This window comes from Methylobacterium sp. GC_Met_2 (assembly GCF_026540795.1).
GTDB lineage: Bacteria > Pseudomonadota > Alphaproteobacteria > Rhizobiales > Beijerinckiaceae > Methylobacterium.
Map to the genome: position 1 here is coordinate 12,811 of NZ_JALNUM010000077.1, position 19,123 is coordinate 31,933.

The following is a 19,123-nucleotide window of genomic DNA, read 5'->3' on the forward strand; positions in this document are numbered from 1 at the left end:
GCGAGCCAATAGGCGCGGGAGATGCTTATCGGACAAGCGTCTTGCCTGTTCAGCACGCAGGAACGGCTTTCCGATTGCTCACGGAGGCAAGCGATGATGCGGTCGTTACTGGGAATTCTTGCGGCGGCGACCGCCGCGCTGGTCGCATCGCAGGCTCCGGCCCTGGCTGAGCAGCGCCTGACCGTCGCGGGCTACGGCGGCAGCTACGAGCAGATCATGCGCACCAGCGTCATTCCGACGTTCGAGCGCGAGAACGGCGTCCGGATCGACTATCTGACCGGCAATTCTTCCGACAACCTCGCCCGGATGCAGGCGCAGCGCGGCAATCAGACGGTCGGCGTCGCGGTGCTCGACGACGGTCCGATGGTGCAGGCGGTGTCGCTCGGCCTGTGCCGGACGCTGCCCGACGCGGTGCGCGATGCGGTCTACCCGATCGCGGTCCTGGGCGATGACCACGCCGTCGGCACCGGCTTCGGCTTCACGGGGATCGCCTACAACACGAAGCTGTTCAAGGAGCGCGGCTTCCCGGTGCCGACCTCCTGGATGGATCTCGCCCGGCCGGAGTACCGGCAGCGGATCGCGATCCCCGGCATCGACAACACCTACGGCGTCCACACCCTGGCGATGATGGCCCGCATCCACGGCGGCAGCGACGCCGACATCGCGCCGGGGCTGAAGGTCATGCGCCAGCAGATCAACCCGAACGTGCTCGCCTACGAGAGCTCGCCCGGCAAGATGAGCGAGATGTTCCAGTCGGGCGAGATCTGGCTCGCCGTCTGGGGCTCGTCCCGGGTCGCCGCCATGCAGCAGGCGGGCTTCCCGCTGGCCATCGCCCGGCCGAAGGAGGGTGCCGTCGTGCTGATGACGGCGGGCTGCGCCATCACGGGCAGCCCGGAGCCGGCGCTCGCCGACAAGTTCCTCGCCTACCTCGTCTCGCCGAAGGTCCAGGAGATCTTTTCCACGCAGTACGGGGCGGGCCCGACCAACCGCGCCACGAAGCTGCCGCCGGAGGTCGCCGACCGGGTGATCTACGGCGAGGATCAGGTGCGCTCGCTGATCGGCCTCGACTGGGACGTGGTCAATCGCAACCGCGCCGACTGGACCCGGCAGTGGCAGCGGCAGGTCGAGCGCTGATGTCCGCGCCCGCCTTCCTTACCCTCGACGGTCTCGGCAAGGATTACGGCACGGTCACCGCCGTGCGCGACGTCAGCCTCACGGTCGCGCCCGGCGAGTTCCTCGGCCTCCTCGGACCCTCCGGCTGCGGCAAGACCACGACGCTGCAGATGATCGCCGGCTTCGAGACGCCGAGCCGCGGCCGCATCCTGATGGAGGGACGCGACCTGACCGGAACGCCGCCGGCCAAGCGCGGCATCGGCCTCGTGTTCCAGTCCTACGCGCTGTTCCCCCACATGAGTGCGGCCGAGAACGTCGCCTTCGGCCTGGAGATGCGCGGCGTGCCGAAGGCGGAGCGGGCCAAGCGCGTCGCCGAGGCTCTGGCCCAGGTCCGCCTCGGCCACCTCGCCGAGCGTTTTCCCCGCAACATGTCGGGCGGCCAGCAGCAGCGCGTCGCCCTGGCGCGGGCGCTGGTGGTGGAGCCGCGCCTGCTGCTCCTCGACGAGCCGCTCTCGAACCTCGACGCCAAGCTGCGCGAGGAGATGCAGGTCGAGCTGCGCGAATTGCAGCGCCGGATCGGCGTCACCACGGTGCTGGTCACCCACGATCAGGCCGAGGCGATGGCCCTGTGCGACCGGGTGGCGATCATGCAGGGCGGCCGGGTCGTGCAGATCGACGCCCCCTGGCAGGCCTACGACATCCCGGCTGACGCGTTCGTCGCCGACTTCCTGGGCCGCAGCAATCGGCTGCCGGCGCGGGCCGCCTGCGGCGAGGCGGAGGCGGCGGGCCACCGCTTCTCCCTGCCACCGGAACTGGCCGACCGGCAGGGCGACATCCTCCTGACGATCCGGCCGGAGCGCATGCGCATCCGCAGCGAGCGGACGCCCGAGGGGCTACCCGGACTCGAGGGCCGCGTGCAGGCGCGGCTCTTCCTGGGCGGCTACTGGCTCTACACGGTGGCGACGGCCTTGGGCGCCTTCGCCGTCATGGCGCAGAACACCGGCGCGACGCCGCTGGACGAGGGCGCCGCCGTGACGCTGGACTGGGACGCCCATAGCCTGCGGCGGCTGGAGCCGGCATGACCCGCCTTGACCGCCTCACCCCGGCGCTTCTCACAGCGCCCTCCGCCCTTGTCTATGCTGGGGCACTGCTGGTCCCGCTCGCCGGCGTGCTGGCCTTAAGCCTGCACGGCTTCGACTTCGAAAAGGGCGTGCTGCCCGGCTGGGGTCTCGCCAATTATCAGGATCTGTTCACCGATCCGCTGTTCGGCGAGGCCCTGGCGCGGACCTTCCGCATCGCCGGGCTGACCACCCTGATCTGCCTCCTCGTCGGGGTGCCGGAGGCCTGGATCATCCACCGCATGGATCCGCGCTGGCGCGGGCCGATGCTCCTCGTCGTGGTCGGGCCGCTGCTGGTCTCGGTGGTGGTGCGCAACTTCGGCTGGATGGTGCTGCTCGGCACGAACGGCCTCGTGAACCAGACGTTCACCGCCCTCCATCTGCCCGGCGCGCCCTACCGGCTGATGTTCACGGAACTGGCCGTGGTGATCGGCCTCGTCCACGTGATGGTGCCGCTCGTGGTGCTGTCCGTCTGGGCGAGCCTGGGGCGGCTCGATCCGGTGCTGGAGCGCGCCGCCACCAGCCTCGGAGCAGGGCGTTTCACGGTGTTCACCCGCATCGTGCTGCCCAACGTCATGCCGGGGGTCATGGCCGGGGCGCTGATGGTGTTCTGCCTGTCGGCCTCGGCCTTCGCGACGCCCGCCATGCTGGGCGGCAAGCGCCTTAAGGTCGTCTCCAGCATGACCTACAACGAGTTCCTCAACACCCTGAACTGGCCGCTCGGCGCCGCGCTCGCCACCGTGCTGATGGCGGCGATCCTGCTCGCCACGCTTCTCTGGACGCGGCTCGTCGAGAAGCGGGCGCTGCGGCGCCTCGGCGAGGTCGCGCAGGGAGGCCCGGCATGAGCGGTGACGGCTCCAGCCGCAACGGCCCCCTGGCGCTGGCCTTCCACGCCCTGTTCATCGCCTTCATCCTGGCGCCACTCGTCGTGGTGATCGCCGTCTCGTTCACCGGCCAGGGCTACCTCGCCTTGCCGTTCGACGGCCTCTCGCTGCGCTGGTGGCGGGCGATCGGCGACAACCCGCGCTTCCTGGAGAGCTTCTGGTACAGCGCGCGTCTCGGCGTGACGGCCGCGACGATCTCCGCCCTGATCGCCGTCCCGGCCGCCCTGGCGATCGCCCGCTGGCGCTTCCCCGGGCGGGGCACCCTCGTGGCGATCCTGGCCTCGCCGCTGATGATCCCGCACGTGGTGCTGGGTGTCGCGCTGCTGCGCTTCTTCTCCGGCTTCGGCCTGTCGGGCAGCTTCACGGGCCTCGTGGCGGCCCATGTCATCGTGATCACACCCTATATGCTGCGCCTCGTCGGCGCCGGCCTGTCGGGGCTCGATCCGCGCATCGAGCGCGCCGCCGAGAGCCTCGGTGCCGACCGGTTCACCGTGTTCCGGCGCGTGACCCTGCCGCTGATCGCGCCCGGCCTCGCGGGGGGCTGGATCCTGGCCTTCGTCACCAGCTTCGACGAGTTGACGGTGAGCCTGTTCCTGGCCTCGCCGGCGGCCAACCCGCTGCCGGTGCAGCTGTTCAACTACATCGACCAGATGACCGACCCGCTGGTCGCGTCGGTCTCAGCGGCGCTGATCCTCGTCACCGCCCTGATCCTCTTAGGGCTCGATCGCTTCTACCCGATCGACCGCCTGCTCACCGGGGAACGCCGCGCATGACAGCGACCGGACAAGACACGCGCGACGCCATCGTGGTCGGCGGCGGCCTCGTGGGTGCGGCGATCGCCTACGGGCTCCAGCGGCAGGGCCTGACGACCGTGATGCTCGACGAGGGCGACGTCGCCCACCGGGCGAGCCGGGGCAATTTCGGGCTGGTCTGGGTGCAGTCGAAGGGCCTCGGCGCGCCGCATTACCAGCACTGGACCCATGCCTCCGCCGGAGCCTGGCCGGAACTCGCCGCCGACCTCCTCGCGACGACCGGCATCGGTGTCGGGCTGCACCAGCCGGGGGGGCTGCACTTCTGCTTCTCCGACGACGAGATGGCCCAGCGGGACGCGCTGATGGGTCAGCTGCGCCGGGAGGCCGGCAATGCCGGCTACGAGTACCGCATGATCCCGGCCGCGGAGCTGCGCGACATGGTTCCGGGCCTCGGCCCCCAGGTCGTGGGCGCCTCATGGACACCGTATGACGGCCATGCGAGCCCACTCCACCTCCTGCGGGCGCTCCACGCGGCGTTTCAGGATCTCGGCGGCCACTACCGGCCGAACGCCAAGGTCACCGCCATCAAGGCGGCCCCGCGCGACTTTACCGTCGCGATCGGGGCCGAGACCGTCCGGGCGCCGCGCCTCGTCCTGGCCTCCGGCCTAGGCAACGCCGACCTCGCACCGCTGGTCGGCCTGTCGGCGCCCCTGCGGCCCGAGCGCGGCCAGATCCTCGTCACGGAGCGCACACGGCAGGTGCTGGGTCTGCCCACCCACGTCGTCCGCCAGACCGAGGAGGGCTCGCTGCTGCTGGGCGACAGCAAGGAGGATATGGGCTTCGACACCCTGACCCAGACGCCTGCCATCATGCGGGCCATCGCCCATAAGGCGGTCCGGACCTTCCCGTGGATCGCCGAGCTGAACATCGTCCGGGCCTGGGCGGCGCTGCGCGTCATGTCGCCGGACGGCAAGCCGATCTACGACGAATCCGAGCGTTATCCGGGCGCCACCATCGCCAATTGCCATTCCGGCGTCACCCTGGCCGGCGCGCATGCGAGCCTGCTCGCCCCGATGATCGCGGCCGGCGCGCTGGCGCCGGAGATGTCCCCCTTCAGCGCGAGACGGTTCGATGTTCAGAAGGCGGCCTGAGGCGCGTCCGGCCCCCGGGGACCGGCTGGTGGAGGTCTTCGTCGCGGGCCAACCCGTCCGCGTGCCCGAGGGCGCCTCGGCGGCCGCCGCCGTCCTGCTGTCGGGCGCGCCGGCGATCCGCACGACGCCGGTCAACGGGGCGCCGCGCCTGCCCTACTGCATGATCGGCATCTGCTTCGATTGCCTCGCTGAGATCGACGGCGTGGCCAACCGGCAATCCTGCCTCGTGCCGGTTGCCGCCGGCATGCGGATCGAGCTGCAGGTCGGCGCCCGCGCGGCGCGGATCGAGGACGCCGCATGAGCTACGATCTCGCCATCGTCGGCGCCGGCCCGGCCGGCATGGCCGCCGCCACCGAGGCCGCCTGCCTCGGGCTCTCGGTTACCGTGCTGGACGAGCAGCCTGCCCCCGGCGGGCAGGTCTTCCGGGCAGTCGAGGCAGCGTCGAGGGATCCGGCGCTCGCCGGAGAGTTCCTCGATGCCGGTGGCGCCCTGGCGGGTGCGTTCCGCGCCACCAAGGGGATCGCCTACCGGCCAAGGACCACGCTCTGGCACCTCGACCCCGATGCGGGCCTGCTGTCCGTCGCCGCGGACGGCGCCACAGCGGAGATCGCCGCCCGGCGCATCCTGCTGGCGACCGGCGCCCAGGAGCGGCCCGTGCCGATTCCCGGCTGGACGCTGCCGGGCGTCATGAGCGCGGGCGCCGCTCAGATCCTCCTCAAGACGGCCGGCGCCGTGCCGGAGGGATCCGTCGTGATCGCCGGGCAGGGGCCGCTCTGCTGGCTGCTCGCCGTGCAGTTGCTGCGCGCCGGCGTCGAGCGGCTGACGCTGCTGGAGACCGGCGTCGGCGGCGCCCTGCGGGACGCCCTGCGGGCGGGCGGCCTCTGGACCGGCCGCAGGCTGCTCGCGAAGGGCGTCGCCCTGATGCGCGAGACCCGGGCGCGGGGCCTCACCGTGGTGCGCAACGTCCGCGACCTCCGGGCGGAGGGCGACGGCCGGGTCTCGACTGTGCGCTGGCGTCAGGGAAGCCGCGACCACGCGATCGCCTGCGACACGCTCCTCCTGCACGAGGGGGTGATTCCGTCGACCCACATTACCCGGGCGCTGGGGTTCGACCACGATTGGGACGACAGGCAGCTCTGCTGGCGTCCCCGCCTCGACGCCTGGGGCGCCACGAGCCATCCGAATGTGGCGGTGGCGGGCGATGGCGGCGGTATCGGCGGCTGGGAGGCGGCCGCCGCGGGCGGGCGGTTGGCCGCGATCGACGCGGCTCACCGCCTCGGCCGGTTCGACGCAGTCGCCCGCGACACCCGCGCTGCGGATGCGCAGAAGGCTCAGCGTTCGGCCCTGGCGCTCCGGCCCTTCCTCGACCGGCTCTACCGCCCCGCCTCGGCGATCCTCACCCCAACAGACGACACCATCGTCTGCCGCTGCGAGGAGATCACCGCCGGGCAGATCCGTGGGGCCGCCCGCCTCGGCGCCGCCGGCCCGAACCAGGTCAAGGCCTTCCTGCGGGCCGGCATGGGTCCCTGCCAGGGGCGCATGTGCGGCACCGTCGTCGCCGGGCTGATCGCCGAGACCCGCGGGGCCTCCATGGAAACGGTCGGGGCGCTACGGCCGCGGGCCCCGTTCAAGCCGATGACGGTGGGCGAACTCGCGAACGAACGGCCGGACGCAATCCCGGAGCTGATCGCGTGACAGCGAAACCCCGCATCGTGATCGTCGGCGGCGGTCCGGCTGGCCGCGCCGCCCTGGCCGCGCTGCCCGGCGCCGTCCAGATCGCCCGGCCCGAGGCTACGGCCTGGCACGCCGAGCCCCCCCGCCTCTGGGTCGAGGGCGACGGGCGGGTCTGGGCCGAGCCGTTCGACGGCTTGCTGGTCTGCGCAGACGAGCCGCTGCTGCTGGCCGCCCTCGGCTGCGCCATCCGGGACGGGCGGGTCGTGGCCGATCCCGAGGGCCGGACCAGCGTACCGGGCGTTTCGGTAGCCGGCCGCGTGGCGGGGGCGGCAAATTCGCGGGAGGCGGAGCGTCAGGCGACCATCGCCGCGCGCGCCCTGGCCGCCGGGCCGGCATACACAAACGCGCCGATGATCCCGCCCGCCAAGACTGCGCCCGCCAAGACCGTGCCCGCACTGCGGCTCGATCCGGTGGACCTCGCGGCTTTGCTAGAGCGGCCCGCGGGGCCGGAGCGCCACCGGGCCGCACTCGCGCAGTGCGCAATCCTGGGCGCGGTGGTGCCGGCGCGTCCCGTCGGCCTCGCTGCGCTGGCCGGCCTCGTGGCCGCGATGCCGGAGGCGGTTCCCCCGCAGACGGATACGGGCGCGCTGGCATGACCGATCCCGACATCCTGATCGTCGGTGGGGGCCTGCACGGGCTGTCCGCCGCCCTGCATCTGGCCCGGGCCGGGCGCCGGGTCCGTGTGCTGGAGGCCCGGCAGGTCGGCGCCCAGGCCTCGGGCTACTCGGCGGGCGGCGTGCGCACCCTGGGCCGCCATCCCGCCGAGGTGCCGCTCGCCCTGGAGGCGATCGAGCGCTGGCATGACATCGCGAACCTCGTCGGCGACGATTGCGGCTTCCGCCCCGTCGGGCAGGTCCGGGTCGCCGAGACCGAGGCGGAACTCGCGCAGCTCGCCGAGCGCGTCGAACGCCTGCGCGCCGCCGGCTGGATGCACGAGGCTCTGGCGGATGCCGAGACGGTGCGCCAGCTGCTCCCGGCGGTCGCCCCGCACGTGGTCGGCGGCATCGTCGCCCGCCGCGACGGCTTCGCGTCCCCCTTGCGCACGACGCGCGCCTTCGGCTGCGCCGCTATGGCCGCCGGTGCCACGGTGATCGAGGGTGCACGCGTCGCCACGCTGGAGCGCCGGGCCGGCCTCTGGTGCCTCCGGACACACGGGGGCGAGACCCATGCCGCGCCGCTCCTGCTCAACGCCGCGGGCGCCTGGGGCGGCCGTATCGCCCGCGCGGCCGGAGAGCCGATCCCGCTCGGCTTCAACGCCTTCCAGATGCTGCTCACCGACGCGCTGCCGCCACTCCTGACACCGGTGGTGGGGGCGGCCGGGCGACCGCTGTCGTTCAAGCAGTCCGACAGCGGCCACGTGATGATCGGCGGCGGCCACAAGGGACAGGCCGACCTCGACACCGGAGAGATCCACCTCGACGTCCCGCGGCTCGCCTATTCGGCCCGCACGGCGCTCGACCTGTTCCCGGCCCTGCGCGAGGCGCGGATCGTCCACGCCTGGGCCGGCATCGAGGGCGTCACGCCCGATGAGCTGCCGGTGATCGGCCGGTCCGCGGTGGCGGACGGGCTGGTCCACGCCTTCGGTTTCTCCGGGCACGGCTTCGCGCTCGCGCCCATCGTCGGTGCGATCGTCGCCGGCCTGCTGCTCGACGGACCGGAGACGCACGCCCTCACGGCATTCGCGCCGGACCGCTTCACCCTCGGCGGCCCCGCCCGCGAGACCCGCTCGGCCCTGCTTCAGCCAGCCGGCTGATCCTCCACGCACAAGGACCTGTTTCGATGATCGAACGCCATATCCGCACGCCCATCATGCACCGCGTGGTGGAGCATGGCGGCGTCCTCTACTTCGGCGGCATCGTGGCGGAGGATCGCTCCGCGACGATGCAGGGCCAGACAGAGCAAATCCTGGCGCGGATCGACGCGCTGCTTGCCGAGACCGGCAGCGACCGGAGCAGGATTCTGACGGCGACGCTCTACATCACCGACATGGCGCTCAAGGACGAGATGAACGCCGCCTGGACCGCGTGGTTCGCCCCCGAGCTCCTGCCGAGCCGCTCCACCATCGGGGTCGCCGAACTGGGACCCGATGTCCTGATCGAGGCCGTGATCACCGCGGCGAAATGAGCCTCGGTCGAGGGGCGCGGCTCGGCTGCGGCGCCACGGGCTGCCTTATGGAAGCGGCTGGTCTTGCCGGGGTGCGGACCGGCCGGACGTATCACTTCCTGTTCTTGATCAGGCTGTCGACGTTCTTGTTGGCCTCCTTGTTGTCCTTCCGCTGTGCGGTGATGGCTTGCTTCGTGTCCTTCATCGACGTTTCGTCCCGCTTGCCCTGCGGCATCTCGTTCGGTGCCGCCATGGCGGGGACGGTGGCCAGGAGAAAGGCCGTGCACAACGCGGCGCTCACCGTTGTCTTGATCATGGTCGTCCTCCTCTGATTTAACTGGGACAGGATCTTGACGATGTCGTTCGTCTGATCAGACTGGGCGGCTAGGACTTTCCCGGCCGCCCGGTCGTCTGTTACTTGCCGGCCTTGGCGCCTGCGGCCGTGCCGGTCGCCGTCGGGGACGCGGTGTTTGACGCCGCGGCCTTGCCCGTCTGCGGAAGGGCGACCGCGTCGATCATGTCGAAGCGCATCCCGTCCTGGGCAGTCTTCAGGACCGCGTTGGCCTCGTAATACTTGCCTTGCCCGATCAGCGTCGCCGCCTGATTGACGTCCGCGATGGTCTTGTCGAGCGGCAGCACCGCCATCGTGAAGTTCACGTCGACATGGGCGAGCTTGAGCTTCTCGATCGCGCCCTTCTGGTCGCCGTGGGCGAGGTTCTTGTTCGCTTCGGTCACGGCCGAGGCCTTATCGGGGCTGGCCACGAAGTCGTCACCGAGCGTCAGCTGCGCGTCCACCGGAACCCAGGCGACCTGCTCCTTGGAGGGCTTCGCGTCGGTCGTCGCGGGCTGAGCGGTCGCCACCGGGGCCATCGCCTTGTGGCCGGCCATGTCGGCGGGTGTCTTGAGGTCGGCTTCGGCCTTGGTGAACACGGCGTCATCGGTCTTGGCCTTCGTGAAGGCCGCCTGCGTCTTGCCGATCAGAGCCTTGGCCTGAGCGGGGTCCGCTTCGAAGATGGCGAGCCGCGTGAGTTGAAGATCACGGAACGCCTGTGCGCCATCTTTCGACAGCTTGCCCACATCCTTGTCGATCGCCGTCTGCTGCGCGGCGGGCTGCTGAGCGGCCTGTTCCGCGGCGAAAGCGGTCCCGCCGAGGATGGTGGAGAGCACGAGCGCCGCAGCCATGGATTTGCGATAAGCCATCTTGATAACTCCATCTGAGCGCTTGAACCAAGACCTTTGACTGTATCGGCCTCGTTCTTCGCGTGTTCATATAATATTCAACTACCGTGTTGGTCGCATGTCCACTGGATTAAAATTCGGACATGTCGGTGCTGGCGCCAGGTGGAGACTGGGATTGGCGATGTCACGGTCTCGCGATCGGCGCCGGATGCCTGCCGGCCTTCGATCGGATCTTTTCGACCGGGACCCGCCTCAGGTGGCCGCTGCGGCGGGAAACATCAGGTCGAAGCGGCAACCGCCCGTCGCGGCCGGGTGGACGCTCACGCTCGCGGCGTGGAGCTTGACGATTGCGGCCACCAAGCTCAGTCCGAGGCCGTTGCCCTTGGTCTGGCGGGCCACCTCCGAGCGGTAGAAGCGCTGGAAGATCTTGTCGCGCTCCGTCGCGGGCAGGCCCGGCCCCGTATCCTCCACCGCGAGGCTGACAGCGCCGCCCAGGTGGGTCAGGCGCACGGACACGGCCCCGCCCTGCGGCGTGAACTTCAGGGCGTTGTCGAGGAGGTTCGACAGAGCCTCGAAGCACAGGTCTCGGTCACCCCGGATGGTGGGAAGCCCGTCCGCGATCGCGAGGGTGAGGCGCACACCCTTCTCCTCGGCCGACGGCTCGAAGAGGTCCACCGCAGCCGCCGCCAATTCGCCGAGATCGACCGGTGCGAAGGCGGTCCGGCGCCCCTCTTCCATCGCACCGATCCGCAGCACCGCCGTGACCATGGCGAGGGTCTGGTCGATCCAGGCGAGGCCCTGGTCGATCGTCTCTTGGAACTCCGCCACCGTCCGGGCCTGGATGCGGCTGCGTTCCAGCCGGGCGCGCAGCCGGGTCAACGGCGTGCGCAAATCATGGGCGACCGCGTCGCCGACGCTGCGGACCTCGCCCATCAGGTGCTCGATCTCGTCGAGCATCCGGTTCACGTTGGCGGCCAGCCGGTCGAACTCGTCGCCCCGGGTGCCGACCGGCAGGCGCCGGCGCAGGTCGCCGCCCATCACCTCGGACAGAGCCGCCTCGGTGGCGGCCAGCCGCCGACGGCCCCGTCGCGCCAGCAGGAGGCCGCCGAGACCTGACAGGGCCAGCATCGGCACCAATCCGAGGCCGAGCGCCCGCAGGGTCGTCACCCGCACGCGGTCGATCTCGTCGGAATCGTGGGCGATCACCACGGTGCTGCCGTCCGGTAGCGGCAGGGCGGCCGCCCAGATCTCGTCGTCGAGCCTGCGCTGTGCGACCTCGACGACGGCACTCACGCGATAGGCGTCCCCGTCACGAGCCAAACCTTTGGGCAGCGCGTCGAGGTTGCCGGCCCGGCGCGCGCCGTCGGGCCCGAACAGGCCGCCGTAATGGGTGGCGTGCAGGTCCATGGCGGTCCAGGTGTCGACCCGCAAAGCCGCGGAGGCGGGATCTGCGGCGGCCGCGCGGACTTCGAGCCGCAGCGTCTCGGCGAGTTCCTCGCGCAGGTAGGCGGCCGTCTGCCAGTAGATGAAGGCAAAGATCGCCAGCGCGAGCAGCACCGACCACAGGGCTATGCCGAGCGCCCATCGCACGGTCGTGGAGCGCAGCAGATCAGTCATCGGGCGTGAAGGTGAAGCCGAGGCCGCGCACGTTCTGGATCAGGGGTGGTCCTCCGCAGGCTTCGAGCTTTCGGCGCAGGCGCCCGAGATGGACGTCGATCAGGTTCGATTTCGGGGTGAACCGGTAGTTCCAGACCTCCTCGAACAGCATCGCCCGGGTGACGATCTGGCCGGGTGCGCGCATCAGATAGGCGAGCAGCTTGAGCTCACGCGGCAGCAATTCGAGATCGCGCGCGCCGCGCCGGCCGGTCCCGGCGATCAGGTCGATCTCCAGGCTGCCGACCCGAAGCAGGGTCTCGCGGCTGTCCACCGGACGCCGGAGCAGAGCCTCGATCCGGGCGGCGAGTTCCCCCAGGGCGAAGGGTTTGGCGAGGTAGTCGTCCCCGCCCGCCCGCAGGCCGCGGATCCGCTCATCTACGTCGCCCAGCGCGCTGAGCACCAGCGCGGGAGTCCGGTCCCCGTCCCGGCGGAGATCCTGCAGGACGCTGAGCCCGTCCTGGCCGGGCAGCATCCGGTCGAGGATGATCACGCCCCAGGTGCCGTCCCGGGCCGCCCGGGCGCCGTCGGGCCCGGTCGCCGCCCAGGTGACCGCGTGACCGCGCCCGCGCAGGTCATCGAGCACGACGGCTGCCGTCTCCGCGTCATCCTCGATCAGCAGCACCCTCGCCACGCCCGCACCTCCGGCCGGTTTCCTGTGTGCCGCATTTCGGTTCGCCGGTCCCGGCGCGGCCCGATTGTGAACCCGAATTTAGTGGCGCAGCATTGGCTTCGCCCAACTTATTAGAATGACTCTAGCGCGTACCGGCGCCGGTTTCACGGCCCCATTTGTTTGACCGGATTGCGTCGATGCAGACCCCGCCCCGCCGAACGCGTGTGCCCCGATGGGCTCGCTGTGCGGATCCAGGAATCGCCGTTCGAGGAGAGGGGCGGAGGGCTTCGGAGCTTACCTGCGCACTTTCGCAGGAACTGGACATGGGGGCCGGCGCCGCGGCGACAGGATGGTGCGCGGGTCCCCCCTCCCGAGCGGGAGAGGGACAGGGTGAGGGTCGAGCACGTTCAGGAAGAGGCGCGATCTTCACGCGTGGTCTTGGCGCGCTTGGTGCTGAAGCATCTCATCCCTCACCCCAACCCGCTCCCGCACGGGAGAGGGGGCTTGTCGCGCCCTGCTGCCGGCTTCAGTGGCTAACCTCGAAGCCTGGCTGTCATCGCCCGGTCCGATGCCATCCGGCAGGCGTCGCGCATGCCTAGGAAGAAGAGTCCGCGGCGCCTGATCAACCGATACGCCCAGTCCCGTCTCTACGACGTGGAGACGCGCAGCTACGTCTCCATGGACCGGCTGAAGGAACTGCGCAGCGAGGGCTACGAGGTGGTGGTCCGTGAGGTCGAGACCGGACGCTTCGTGAGCGACGAGGTGCTGCGCCCGGGTTTCGACGCATGAGGTGGCCGATCCCCAGCGACCGGGCAGCCGGAAATGGGCAGCCCGGCGAGCGGCGCGCGCGCCCATGACGCTGAACGCGGAGGCGCATGCCCGCGCCATGGAAGCTGAGTCCGTCGAGCCGGAGGGCTCGGACGAGGAGGTGCCCTCGAAGCCCGCCCCAGAGGTGCCGCGCCGCCGCGGTGGCGTCCGCGTGCTCCTCTTCCTGGCTGGGGCCGGCCTCGCCACTGCCGGCTGGATCGAGCGCGCGCCCATCCTGACCGCGCTCGGCCTCGCGCCGGCCACGTCGGCGGCGGGGACGGACAAACCCGACGCGGCGCCGGCGAACCCCGATCGCGTCACCCTCGACGCGGAGGGGCAGACGCGGATCGGCCTCGCCTTCGGGACGGCCGAGACCCGCCGGATCGTGCTGCCGGTGCGCGTCCCCGGCACCGTCGCGTTCGACGAGCGGCGGGTGACGCATCTTAAGCCGCGCACACAAGGACGGGTGCTGAGCCTCGCGGTCCAGCCCGGCGACCGGGTCGAGGCGGGCGAGACCCTGGCGACCCTCGACGCTGCCGGCCTGCTTGATGCGCGCAACGGCTACCTCGCCGCGCAGGCCTCCCTCGGCGAGGCGCAGGCCTCCGAGGCGGTGGCCGCGCTGCAGCTCAAGCGCGGACAGGAGCAGCTCAAGTTCGGCGGCGTCGCGCAGGCCGAGGTGGAACGGCGGCAGGTCGATCTCGCCAAGGCGCAGGCGGCGGTGAAATCGGCCCAGGCCAACGCCGAGATGTACCGGGCGCAGTACCAGCGCCTCGCCCCGACCGAGGGGGGCGCCCCCGGAACCAGCGCCGTCGTGACCCCGATCGCCGGGGTCGTGACCAGCGTCGGCGTGACTCTCGGCGAGGTCGTCGACACCGCCCGCGACGCCTTCACGGTCGCCGATCCGACCCGCGTCCTCGTGCTGGCCAACCTCTACGGACCGGATACCGCCCAGGTGAAGGCGGGCGACGGCGCCTCGGTGGAGAGCCCGGTCCCGGGCCACGATCCCTTCGAAGGCCGCGTCCGCTCGGTGAACGCCGCCCTCGATCCGGCCACCAACACGGCGCCTGCCCGCATCGAGCTCGCCAACCCGGGCGACCTGCTGCGCGCCAACATGTTCGTCGCGGTGACGATCGCGGCGGATCTCGGCCGCAACGGCGTCACCGTCCCGGCGGCCGCGATCCAGCAGACCGAGCAGGGGCCGATCGCCTTCGTGCGTGTGGGCGAGGACCAGTTCGAGCGGCGCGCCCTGACACTCGGGATCCAGCGCTCCGACTGGGTCGAGGTGCAGAGCGGCGTCGCGGCCGGCGACATCGTGGCGACGCAAGGACAGCTTCGGGCTCAAGGCGATCCTGCTGCGCAGCCTGCTCGGCTCGACGGATTGAGGCCTTCCATGCGGTCGTGGTTCGCCCTCCTGATCCGCCGCCGGTTCCTGGTGCTGATGATCGCGCTCGCCGCGGCGGCGGGGGGCGTGGCCAACCTCGAAGGCCTGTCGATCGACGCGGTGCCCGACATCTCGCCCAAGCAGGCGATGATCCTGACCCTGTCGCCGGGCCTTGGGCCGCTGGAGGTGGAGCGGCTCGTCACCTTCCCGGTGGAGAACGCCATGGCGGGGGCGCCGGGCCTGACCGGGATCCGCTCGACCTCGCGGGCCGGCGTCTCGGCGGTCTACGTCACCTTCGCGGACGGCGTGCCGATCACGGAGGCGCGCAATCAGGTGTTCCAGCGTTTGCCGGCGGCCAAGGGCATGATGCCGGCGGGCGTCGGCGATCCGCAGATGGGCCCGATGGCGACGGGGCTCGGCGAGATCTACCAGTTCGAGCTGCGCGGGCCCGCCTACACGCCGATGCAGCTCCGGCGCACCCTGCAGTGGACGATCGCGCCGAAGTTGAAGCTGACGCCCGGCATCGTCGATGTGAACATCTACGGCGGCCAGATGCCGACCTACGAGGTCCGGGTCTCGGCCGACGCCTTGCGCCGCTACGGCGTCGGCCTCGCCCATGTCTTCACGGCGCTCGCCGACAACAACGCGGCCCGGGGCGGCGCCTATATCGAGCATAATGACCAGCAGGAGACGATCCGCGGCCTCGGCCTCGCCAAAAGCCCGGAGGACATCGCCAACATCGTGGTCGCCACCGGGCCGGGCGGCGTGCCGGTGACGCTCGCGACTTTGGGCCAGGTGGTCGAGGCGCCAAAAGTCCGGCTCGGGGCCGTGACCCACGACGCGCAGGGCGAGACAGTGGTCGGCATCGCGCTGATGCAGGTCGGCGAGAATGCCAGCGCGGTGGTCGGCCAAGTGAAGAAGACGATCGCCGACCTGCGCCCGCAACTGCCGCCGGGCATGGAGATCGTTCCCTATTACGACCGCAGCGCGCTCGTGGACCGCACGATCCACACCGTGGCGCACAACCTCCTCGAAGGCGCAGTCCTTGTCATCGTCGTCCTGCTGCTGCTGCTGGGCAACCTCCGCGCCGGGCTGATCGTGGCGGCCGCGATCCCGCTCGCGATGCTGATGGCGTTCGTCGGCATGCGGCTGCTCGGCCTGTCGGGCAACCTGATGAGCCTGGGCGCCATCGATTTCGGCCTGATCGTCGATGGCGCCGTGGTGATGGTCGAGAACGTGCTGCGCGCCCGCGGCGAGCACCCGGGCCGGCCGCCCGAGGACCTGATCCGCGATGCCGCCGCCGAGGTGGCCAAGCCCGTGATGTTCGCGGTAGCGATCATCATCCTCGTCTACGTGCCGATCCTCGCGCTGGAAGGTGTGGCCGGCAAGATGTTCGTGCCGATGGCGCTGACCGTCATCCTGGCCCTGTCGGGCTCCCTCGTCATCACCATGACGCTGATGCCGGCGCTGGCCGCGATCTTCCTCGCCGGCAGCGGCGTCGGCGAGCGCGAGACGCGGCTCGTCCACGGGATGCGGGCCGCCTACACGCCGCTGCTGAAGGCGGCCGAGCGGCACGCCGGGCTCACCGTGCTGGCGACGCTTGCCCTGTTCGCCGGCTCCTGCGTGCTGGCAACGCGGCTCGGTGGCGAGTTCCTGCCGAAGCTGTCGGAGGGCTCGATCGTCATCACCTCCGAGAAACTGCCGGGCATCGATCTGAGCGCTTCGCTCGCCACGGTGACCCGCATCGAGCGGGTGCTGAAGTCGTTTCCGGAGGTGAAGCGTGTCGTCTCGCTCACCGGCAGCGCCGAGATCCCCACGGATCCGATGGGCGTCGAATCGACCGACAGCTTCATCACCCTCACCGACCCAGCCACATGGATAACCGCCGACACGCAGGAGGGTCTCGTGGCGGCCATCGACAAGCGTCTCAAGGAGGAAGTGCCGGGCGTGGCCTATACCTTCTCCCAGCCGATCCAGATGCGCATGGACGACCTGCTGGAGGGCGTGCGCGGCGACGTCGCGATCAGCCTCTACGGCGACGACCTGAAGGTTCTGAAGGACAAAGCCGACGCCATCGTGCGCACCGTCTCCGGGATCGACGGGGCGGCGGACGTGAAGGCCGAGGCGCAGGCCGGCATGCCGGCGCTCACGATCCAGGTCGACCGCGCCAAGGCGGCCCGCTACGGCATCAACGTGTCGGACGTGCTCGACATGGTGGAGAGCATCGGCGGCCGGACCAGCGGCGTCGTCTACGGTGTCGACAATTCGATCACCGAGATCGTGGTCCGGCTCGATCTGGCCGACCGCGGCGACATCGCGCGGATCCGCGCTCTGCCGGTCGGCCGCTCCGGCAACGGTGATCCGAGCCGGGAGGCGGGCAGCCGCATGATGGTGCCGCTGTCGATGGTCGCCAGCGTGGATGTGGCCTCCGGCCCGGCGCAGATCAGCCGCGAACGCCTGCAACGGCGGATCTCCGTTCAGGCGAATGTCCGCGGCCGCGACGTCCAGAGCTTCGTGGATGCCGCCAAGGCCGCCGTCGCCCGGCAGGTGACGCTGCCGCCGCGCTACGCGCTGGTCTGGAGCGGCCAGTTCCAGAACCTGCAGGAGGCGACCGCCCGGCTCGCCGTCGTGGTGCCCGCGGCGCTCGCGGCGATCCTGCTCCTGCTGGTGGTGATGTTCGGCGACATCCGCCTCGCCGGGTTGATCTTCCTCAACGTGCCGGTGGCTGCGACCGGCGGCATCCTGGCGCTGACGCTCCGCGACATGCCGTTCTCGATCTCGGCGGCGATCGGCTTCATCGCGACCTTCGGCATCGCGATCCTGAACGGTGTCGTGCTGACGAGCTACATCCGCGACCTGGAGGCGACCGGCCTCGACCCGCGGGAGGCGGCCACCCGCGCCGCGGAGATGCGGCTGCGCCCGGTGATGATGACCGCCCTGGTGGCGGCTCTGGGCTTCCTGCCGATGGCGCTCTCCACCAGCGCGGGCGCCGAGGTGCAGCGCCCGCTGGCCACCGTGGTGATCGGCGGGCTGATCTCGGCGACCCTGCTCACCCTCGTGGTGCTGCCGGCCGTCTATCCATGGGTGGCAGGCCTGCGCCTGCGGCGGGCGAGCGCGGACCGCAGGACGCAATCGGGCCGGTCTCGTCCAGGCGCGGCGGCGTCGGCTCCGCCGCCCGCGGGGCGCTGAACAGCCCGCTGAGATACACGTAATAAGCCGGCTGCTTCCGGCGCAGCTCTTCGCGGCGGGAGCCCCGATTGCGCCCGCGGCGGGACCGGCTCGGGACGCGATCGTACTGGACTAATAAGCCGAGGATACGTTGGCACGCCAACGCATCCTCGGCTTAGGTCCTTCGCCGCTCGCAGGATTTGATTGCAAAACCGGTGGCCACTTTCGCGAAACCTGCTCAGGCCGGCAGAACGACAACCTTCGTCTTGACCGGCGTGCGCGCGTAGAGGTGGATCATATCCTGGCTGAGCAGGCCGACGCAGCCGCTCGTGATGCCGGTGCCGATCGATTCGGCGTCGCTGCTCGCGTAGATCGTGTAGAGCGTATAGGCGCCGTTCTGGTAGAGGTGGAGCGTCCGGGCGCCGAGCGGATTCTCGAGGCCGCCCGGCATCCCGCGAGCGTATTTCGCCGCTTCGGGCTGGCGACGGATCATCTCTGCGGGCGGCGTCCAGGTCGCCCATTCGGACTTGCGTCCGACATAGGCGTCGCCGTTCCACAGGAACCCCTGGCGGCCGACATTGGCGCCGTACCGGGTTGCAGTGCCGTCGCCCTCGACACGATAAACGTAGTAATGGGCGGGATCGACGATGATCGTGCCGGCCGCCTCCTTCGTGTCATAGCTGACGGTCCGGCGATAGTATTTCGGATCGATCTTGCTGATGTCGGCCGCCGGGATCGGGAACTTCTCGTTCGGCATCGGCCCGTAGGTTTTTTGTGCCTCGGCGAGGAAGAGGGTGTCGGTTGTCCCGCACCCGCCGAGGGCGAGGGCGCCGACCCCGAGGGACGACCCGGCCAGGAAGGCCCGGCGGCTGAGCAGGCCCGCCTGCGGCCCGGGTCGCGCGGACGCGTCCAATGCCCCGGTACCGGTCTTCCGAGCGTCGATCGTCATGTCTCTGGACGTCCCATGTCCCGCCGCGCAACCGTCGAGCTCGATGGTGCCGCGCCGCGGCGCAGCAGGCAAGCTCGGCTGTCCACAGTCGAAAGCCGGGGGAATGCGTCGGGAGTGTGGCCAATATCGGTTGTCATCCAGGGTTGAACGATCGATGCAATGAAATGGCGCGCTGACCACGGGTCTTCGTGCCGCGCGCACCCGATCGATCAATCCCTGCGGATGGCATGGCCGCCTCGTGGGTGCGAGCCGGGCCTGATGACAGGCGACGGGGTGGCTGCTACGAACCCGGCCCGGCACCAGACTCCGTAGCTCAGCTGGATAGAGCAGCCGCCTTCTAAGCGGCAGGTCGTAGGTTCGAGCCCTACCGGGGTCGCCAACCCTTCGCCCGCCGGATCGATCCTGGCCGGTGTGCCCGGTCGGGCAAGCGCTGCGACGGCACCGCGAACCCCCTCGAAACCGCTGGACCCCGGCGTCAGACCCGCCGACATTGCCGGTGCAAAGGCGTGGAGACGCGC

17 protein-coding genes and 1 tRNA gene are annotated in these 19,123 nt (G+C 70.7%); 13 read left to right on the top strand and 5 right to left on the bottom strand.

Annotated features, from left to right (window positions below; all coding sequences use genetic code 11):
* Positions 1 to 93: 93 nt before the first annotated feature.
* From OXS49_RS22415 to OXS49_RS22460, 10 genes are read left to right on the top strand one after another with little or no spacing between them, the layout of a single operon-like run.
* On the top strand, positions 94 to 1,134 hold the full coding sequence (locus OXS49_RS22415) for an ABC transporter substrate-binding protein (RefSeq protein ID WP_267426800.1): 1,041 nt from the start codon (positions 94 to 96) through the stop codon (positions 1,132 to 1,134).
* Positions 1,134 to 2,195, top strand: coding sequence for an ABC transporter ATP-binding protein (locus OXS49_RS22420; RefSeq protein WP_267426802.1), 1,062 nt, complete (start codon positions 1,134 to 1,136; stop codon positions 2,193 to 2,195). Before OXS49_RS22415 ends, OXS49_RS22420 begins: the two co-directional genes overlap by 1 nt.
* The gene (locus OXS49_RS22425; RefSeq protein ID WP_244002281.1) at positions 2,192 to 3,076 is read left to right on the top strand and encodes an ABC transporter permease; all 885 of its coding nucleotides are present in this window, start codon (positions 2,192 to 2,194) and stop codon (positions 3,074 to 3,076) included. The genes OXS49_RS22420 and OXS49_RS22425 overlap by 4 nt, the downstream gene beginning before the upstream one ends.
* Positions 3,073 to 3,888, top strand: a complete 816-nt coding sequence (locus OXS49_RS22430; protein WP_267426803.1) for an ABC transporter permease — start codon at positions 3,073 to 3,075, stop codon at positions 3,886 to 3,888. Before OXS49_RS22425 ends, OXS49_RS22430 begins: the two co-directional genes overlap by 4 nt.
* Positions 3,885 to 5,018, top strand: coding sequence for an FAD-dependent oxidoreductase (locus OXS49_RS22435; RefSeq protein WP_267426804.1), 1,134 nt, complete (start codon positions 3,885 to 3,887; stop codon positions 5,016 to 5,018). The genes OXS49_RS22430 and OXS49_RS22435 overlap by 4 nt, the downstream gene beginning before the upstream one ends.
* Positions 4,999 to 5,319 (top strand): (2Fe-2S)-binding protein, encoded by a 321-nt coding sequence (locus OXS49_RS22440; protein ID WP_244002275.1) that lies wholly within the window; start codon positions 4,999 to 5,001, stop codon positions 5,317 to 5,319. The genes OXS49_RS22435 and OXS49_RS22440 overlap by 20 nt, the downstream gene beginning before the upstream one ends.
* Positions 5,316 to 6,713, top strand: coding sequence for an NAD(P)/FAD-dependent oxidoreductase (locus tag OXS49_RS22445; RefSeq protein WP_267426805.1), 1,398 nt, complete (start codon positions 5,316 to 5,318; stop codon positions 6,711 to 6,713). Before OXS49_RS22440 ends, OXS49_RS22445 begins: the two co-directional genes overlap by 4 nt.
* Positions 6,710 to 7,348, top strand: coding sequence for a hypothetical protein (locus OXS49_RS22450; protein ID WP_267426806.1), 639 nt, complete (start codon positions 6,710 to 6,712; stop codon positions 7,346 to 7,348). The genes OXS49_RS22445 and OXS49_RS22450 overlap by 4 nt, the downstream gene beginning before the upstream one ends.
* Entirely contained in the window at positions 7,345 to 8,505 is a 1,161-nt protein-coding gene (locus OXS49_RS22455) for an FAD-dependent oxidoreductase (RefSeq protein ID WP_267426807.1), read from the top strand. The genes OXS49_RS22450 and OXS49_RS22455 overlap by 4 nt, the downstream gene beginning before the upstream one ends.
* A 26-nt stretch (positions 8,506 to 8,531) precedes the next feature.
* Positions 8,532 to 8,876 (top strand): RidA family protein, encoded by a 345-nt coding sequence (locus OXS49_RS22460; protein ID WP_267426808.1) that lies wholly within the window; start codon positions 8,532 to 8,534, stop codon positions 8,874 to 8,876.
* 91 nt (positions 8,877 to 8,967) lie between these two features.
* On the opposite strand, the gene OXS49_RS22465 is transcribed toward OXS49_RS22460, so the two are convergent.
* The 4 genes from OXS49_RS22465 to OXS49_RS22480 form a co-directional block, all read right to left on the bottom strand.
* On the bottom strand, positions 8,968 to 9,171 hold the full coding sequence (locus OXS49_RS22465; RefSeq protein ID WP_267426810.1) for a hypothetical protein: 204 nt from the start codon (positions 9,169 to 9,171) through the stop codon (positions 8,968 to 8,970).
* Between the two features lie 98 nt (positions 9,172 to 9,269).
* Positions 9,270 to 10,055, bottom strand: a complete 786-nt coding sequence (locus OXS49_RS22470) for a YfdX family protein (protein ID WP_244002263.1) — start codon at positions 10,053 to 10,055, stop codon at positions 9,270 to 9,272.
* A gap of 231 nt (positions 10,056 to 10,286) precedes the next feature.
* A complete protein-coding gene (locus tag OXS49_RS22475; protein WP_267426813.1) occupies positions 10,287 to 11,651 on the bottom strand; it encodes a HAMP domain-containing sensor histidine kinase in 1,365 nt (454 codons plus the stop codon).
* Positions 11,644 to 12,321, bottom strand: coding sequence for a response regulator transcription factor (locus OXS49_RS22480; RefSeq protein ID WP_267426814.1), 678 nt, complete (start codon positions 12,319 to 12,321; stop codon positions 11,644 to 11,646). The genes OXS49_RS22475 and OXS49_RS22480 overlap by 8 nt, the downstream gene beginning before the upstream one ends.
* A 570-nt stretch (positions 12,322 to 12,891) precedes the next feature.
* Between OXS49_RS22480 and OXS49_RS22485 the strand changes: the two genes are divergently transcribed.
* Positions 12,892 to 13,089: a polyhydroxyalkanoate synthesis regulator DNA-binding domain-containing protein gene (locus tag OXS49_RS22485; RefSeq protein WP_267426815.1), complete on the top strand. Its 198-nt coding sequence runs from the start codon at positions 12,892 to 12,894 to the stop codon at positions 13,087 to 13,089.
* Positions 13,090 to 13,153: 64 nt separating this feature from the next.
* Positions 13,154 to 17,677, top strand: a complete 4,524-nt coding sequence (locus OXS49_RS22490; RefSeq protein ID WP_267426816.1) for a CusA/CzcA family heavy metal efflux RND transporter — start codon at positions 13,154 to 13,156, stop codon at positions 17,675 to 17,677.
* A 217-nt stretch (positions 17,678 to 17,894) separates the two neighbouring features.
* On the opposite strand, the gene OXS49_RS22495 is transcribed toward OXS49_RS22490, so the two are convergent.
* Positions 17,895 to 18,605 carry a L,D-transpeptidase gene (locus OXS49_RS22495; protein WP_267426817.1) on the bottom strand — a complete coding sequence of 237 codons (711 nt, stop codon included), beginning with the start codon at positions 18,603 to 18,605 and terminating at the stop codon, positions 17,895 to 17,897.
* 302 nt (positions 18,606 to 18,907) lie between these two features.
* On the opposite strand from OXS49_RS22495, the gene OXS49_RS22500 reads away from it, so the two are divergent.
* Positions 18,908 to 18,984: transfer RNA gene (locus OXS49_RS22500), tRNA-Arg, on the top strand.
* Positions 18,985 to 19,123 lie beyond the last annotated feature (139 nt).